Source organism: Corynebacterium sp. MSK204, from assembly GCF_030229885.1.
Taxonomy (GTDB): Bacteria; Actinomycetota; Actinomycetes; order Mycobacteriales; family Mycobacteriaceae; genus Corynebacterium.
Genome location: NZ_JASPGQ010000034.1, coordinates 1 through 3,988, shown reverse-complemented (window position 1 = coordinate 3,988; position 3,988 = coordinate 1). Strand labels below are relative to the sequence as shown.

Sequence of the window (3,988 nt, the reverse complement as noted above, 5' to 3'; positions counted from 1 at the left end):
GTACTTGGACATGATAGTAGATTACCTTTCTTCCCAACCCAACCGGGCTGGATATCAGGTGTCCACCAAAAAAGGGGTCAGGTCCACCGTCCCGAATTCCAGCACCTGACCGTCCCTGACCCCGGCGACGGCTCCGCCACCCTTACCCACCTCACCACCGAAGAGCAGCGCGCCTACCGCTTTCTCTTCACTTTGGGCCGGCTGCGCATTGAGTAGGAGCTTATTCCGTTTGCGCATGTGAGAGCCGCAATTCAGCAGGAACTCGCACCGACATAGCGGCTCCACCACTTCATCACAAGAAAAATGACCCTCACCTGCGAAGTAACATGGCTGCTCTATCAGGACATTATTACAGCATACGCGCATCCGAAGAAATCGGAAGGCAAAAGCTCATGGAACGGATCATCCATATCCTGCGTAAGGAATTACCGAAAGGCTTGCAGGAGCTCGCTCAATTGGCTCGAACCCTATGGCGTCGACGCGACGACGTGCTCGTCTACTTCGATATCGGTGCCTCCAACGGCCCCGTCGAAGCGATCAACGGCAGACTCGAGCACCTACGCGGTATCGCCCTCGGATTTAAAAACCCCAACCACTACGTCTTGCGGTGCCTAATTCACTCCGGACAACTACAAGAGAAAATCAACGCTCTCTAAAACCGGAAGGGCCGTTTTACTAAAACGTACGTTCTAAATCTATTTTAGACACTTTCTATCCGCCGAATTAGAGGACCCCGAGCGATTCCAAACTTTCGGAGAGGATCTACCCTAGATGGTCTTTCTTGTTGAATCTACGACAACGTTCTCAATTTGGAGTTTTTTCACTTTCCGGTGGTGAACCTCCAGCGGCTTAGCGTCCGTATGATTAAAAAGTACGAAATTCGCTCCGTCCCCTTGGCTGCTACGGTAGCGGACCCCCTCAAAACCCAAGAATTTCATCATTTCACACATATATTGTGTTGGTAAATATTCCCTCGATGGACTGTCCACAATGGGTTCACTCATCTCCTCCGACACGGCTTCAAACAGAGCTAGCTTTGAAGCACTGCTCCCAACTTTAGAAACATCGTCCAAGAGAAAGGGCGAATAACTATGACGCAGATCTGTTAAATCAACCACTCGAAGATTCTCAAATTCAAAACTACCGACACACACGATATGTCCTGCCTGCGGACGAACTTCTGCTAATGCGGTAGCCTCATTAGAAGCCAGATACAAATAGCTTATTCCCTCAGGGTTAGACCTCCCTCCTCGAGCAAACTCGGAAGGCGGCGCCCCCATTTCGGAAACTACGTACGGGTTCTCGGGATCTTTAGCGATGCGTGCACGGTATAGTGTTGAGCGCCCTACATCGTAGAGAAGATTAGACAAAAACTCCTTACTTCCATCTATAAAACTAGAGCTTTCAACAAACCATCTGTTTTCCCTGATAATCTCATCGCGAAACCTTTGGTAAGCTTCCGAGCCTTCTTCCACGGACTGAACCTGAAATGGTCGATATTTTTCAGATATGCGGTCCTCACCGAGGATTCCCGCCAAGATTTCCCGCTGAGTGTCTTCTCGCAGGGCGTTGTTGGCGAAAAGCTTCCAATCACGCTTAAGACAACTAACTAACGTTTCGCCGTGCTCATCCGGTTCGTATGCATCAGCGACTAACCGAAACGGCTCTTTAATCGCATCAAGTCCAGCTAGAACAACGTCTCCCCTGCCACAGTTAGGGCAGCCTTTTTCTCGTTGACCGTGGGCTTTTATGATTTCTTCTAAACCCGGATCCCCAAAACACGCTGGGCAGAACCGCTCTGGAAATTGAACATTATTCATTCACGAGCCCCATCATGAGCTCAAGATGGTGCATCATGGACAACTTTTTCACATAACCTAGACCAGGATAGTGCCCATTTTCATGGAGCCTTAAAAATTCTCCGACAGCTCCGGTCCTCACAATCGTCGTATTAGGGTTAGTCACTTCCACTTTTAATTTTTCCAACGCTTGAGCATATTTCTCAGCCGGAAATGAGGGAGAATCATTGTCATCCGAAACGAAGTGGTGAACATACATTTCGGGAACCATCGCATTGCTATTTGAGGTTAGGTGAATGGCTACTGCCCAGGCAGGACCACCAGATTCAGAATAATCAGAACCGACAATGGAATAGTCTCCGAAGCCTTCATAGCCGAACTCCGAATAATCCCAGAGGGCTGTCGCGTAAAGCTCCGTAGGGTACGCAAGATAATCAGCATTTTTACGCTTTTTGAAACCATCGGCGATCCATACAAACTGAGCGGCCTCAAAAATCGTTTTATAGTGGCGCCTAGAAGATAGATCTTCCAATAGAATCTTTAAGCCAGGCCCGACTTTAAAACCATTTTTATCTAGAATCTCTTTAACCGCCACTGGCTCTGCGAACCCCCTCGCCAAAATATGCAAACTAGGCTTGGAATCTTCTTCGTATATCTCCCCTAGTTTAACAACCACAGAATCGATATCCTCGCATCTCAGATTTGCACTCAAATTCAGGACTAAAGAGTCGGCTGCCGCAAGTACGCACCGCACCGATTCCGCCTCGTCTCCACCTTTCTCGAGTTCTTGAAGCAACCCCAGCGGTGTATCTGAAAACTCGCCGACCTCCGGATTGATCACCACTGACGCAGGAACGGCAGCATCCTTTAAAGATTGTAGGCATCGTTGAAGCCCACCAAGTCGCTTTTTCACTGGCTCGATAACAGGGTTAACGGAGGCGCCGGAGAGAGATTCAGACAAATCCCGTAAAGCAAGCAGCTCAAACTGCTTACCTCTAAAAATCGGCCAGTATCTATCCACTACTCCTCCATCCTAAGAGACATCGCTGCCGCCAGTTTACTCCACTCTTCGTGGCCATACTTTCCCAAGAGCAGGGCAGTCTGGACCGCTCGCGGAAAGTTTGACAGATAAGCGCGAAAACCCGATTTTGAGCGCTTTGCCTTTAGAACTTTCGCGTACGCAGAACACAATTCTTCACGATCAAACTCACTAAGCTTACGGCGTATTTCTGCCCAAATCAGCGTATTAGGTTTTTGGGGGACTTCTTCCCCCAAAATAGCCAGCAGGTCCTTAGCTTCGTCCTGGTTCATACTTCCAGCCATGGAGTCTGAATCGATATAATTGTAGTTTTCTACAGCAGGCACAATTTGTCGCAAAGTGTTCCGGCGAGTCAGCTCTGTTACACCTGTCGACTTAGGAACCATCCGAATTACGTCTGCCAAATGTACCGAACCGGTCACTACCATGGTCTTTGGAAAAACTCTTGAATAGTCTCGAAGCTGCGACGAAAGCCGGTTCAATGTGTCACGGTCAGATTTAATCTCAATCCCAGTGGCTAACCCATTAATCAAAACCAAATCCGCACGGGATCGTGCCACGCGATGTTCACTCAACACTGTAGCTGTATTAATTGAATGCCTATGAAGCCATCGCTTCTGGACAATCTCGTTCCGAAAAACGAAATCGGATCTCAACTTCTCTCGCCCCATCAACGAATACGCTGCCTTATAGTAGTCAAACACTGTTTGGCCGTGCTCAGCCTTGAAACCAATTTGATTAGCGAATTGATCAATGTAATCGCGACCACCTTCTTGAGACAATCTATTAATGACCGAAGGTGAAAATAAGAGCTCGAGAGGCGTTTTCCCTCTAAGAGGTTGCATCCTGTCCACCTCCCGAATTTAGACGCTGTGGAATGTCATGTGCGTGTAAAGCTCTCTTGCGCGGTTCCAACAGCATGTATCCGAAGTCATGTTAATAATAAACTATCCTCTTGCGCCGCTAAGCGATAGGCAACGCACCGCCACTTAACGGCATTTCAACTCAAATTCCAAGTCTATTACGTGAAGCGCAATCAACACCAACTAGACACATCCATCCCACGGGCCTGGCCCCAGAAAGTGGACACGTCGGGGGTTAGTTATGCTGCTTGGGTCAGTGTAGCTGAATTAAGCGCTTCGAAGTCATC

3 protein-coding genes and 2 pseudogenes are annotated in these 3,988 nt (G+C 48.4%); 2 read left to right on the top strand and 3 right to left on the bottom strand.

From position 1 onward, the window contains the following. Positions 1–216: pseudogene (locus QP908_RS11580) on the top strand (hypothetical protein); the annotation flags it as partial. Positions 217–318: 102 nt separating this feature from the next. Next, positions 319–656: pseudogene (locus QP908_RS11905) on the top strand (transposase); the annotation flags it as partial. A 111-nt stretch (positions 657–767) separates the two neighbouring features. Here QP908_RS11905 and QP908_RS11570 read toward each other — a convergent pair. Genes QP908_RS11570 through QP908_RS11560 form a run of 3 tightly spaced genes read right to left on the bottom strand, consistent with a single transcriptional unit; the run spans position 768 to position 3,683 of the window. Continuing rightward, complete coding sequence (locus tag QP908_RS11570; RefSeq protein ID WP_284772341.1) at positions 768–1,820, bottom strand: RES family NAD+ phosphorylase; 1,053 nt, start codon at positions 1,818–1,820, stop codon at positions 768–770. Further along, the gene (locus tag QP908_RS11565; protein WP_284772340.1) at positions 1,813–2,820 is read right to left on the bottom strand and encodes a sce7725 family protein; all 1,008 of its coding nucleotides are present in this window, start codon (positions 2,818–2,820) and stop codon (positions 1,813–1,815) included. The genes QP908_RS11570 and QP908_RS11565 overlap by 8 nt, the downstream gene beginning before the upstream one ends. Beyond that, positions 2,820–3,683: a sce7726 family protein gene (locus QP908_RS11560; RefSeq protein WP_284772342.1), complete on the bottom strand. Its 864-nt coding sequence runs from the start codon at positions 3,681–3,683 to the stop codon at positions 2,820–2,822. Before QP908_RS11560 ends, QP908_RS11565 begins: the two co-directional genes overlap by 1 nt. Between the last annotated feature and the right edge of the window lie 305 nt (positions 3,684–3,988).

Bases quoted from the DNA above. Each gene is read 5' to 3' on its own strand.
- QP908_RS11570 (WP_284772341.1), bottom strand. From the start codon at position 1,820: ATGAATAATGTTCAATTTCCAGAGCGGTTCTGCCCAGCGTGTTTTGGG.
- QP908_RS11560 (WP_284772342.1), bottom strand. From the start codon at position 3,683: ATGCAACCTCTTAGAGGGAAAACGCCTCTCGAGCTCTTATTTTCACCT.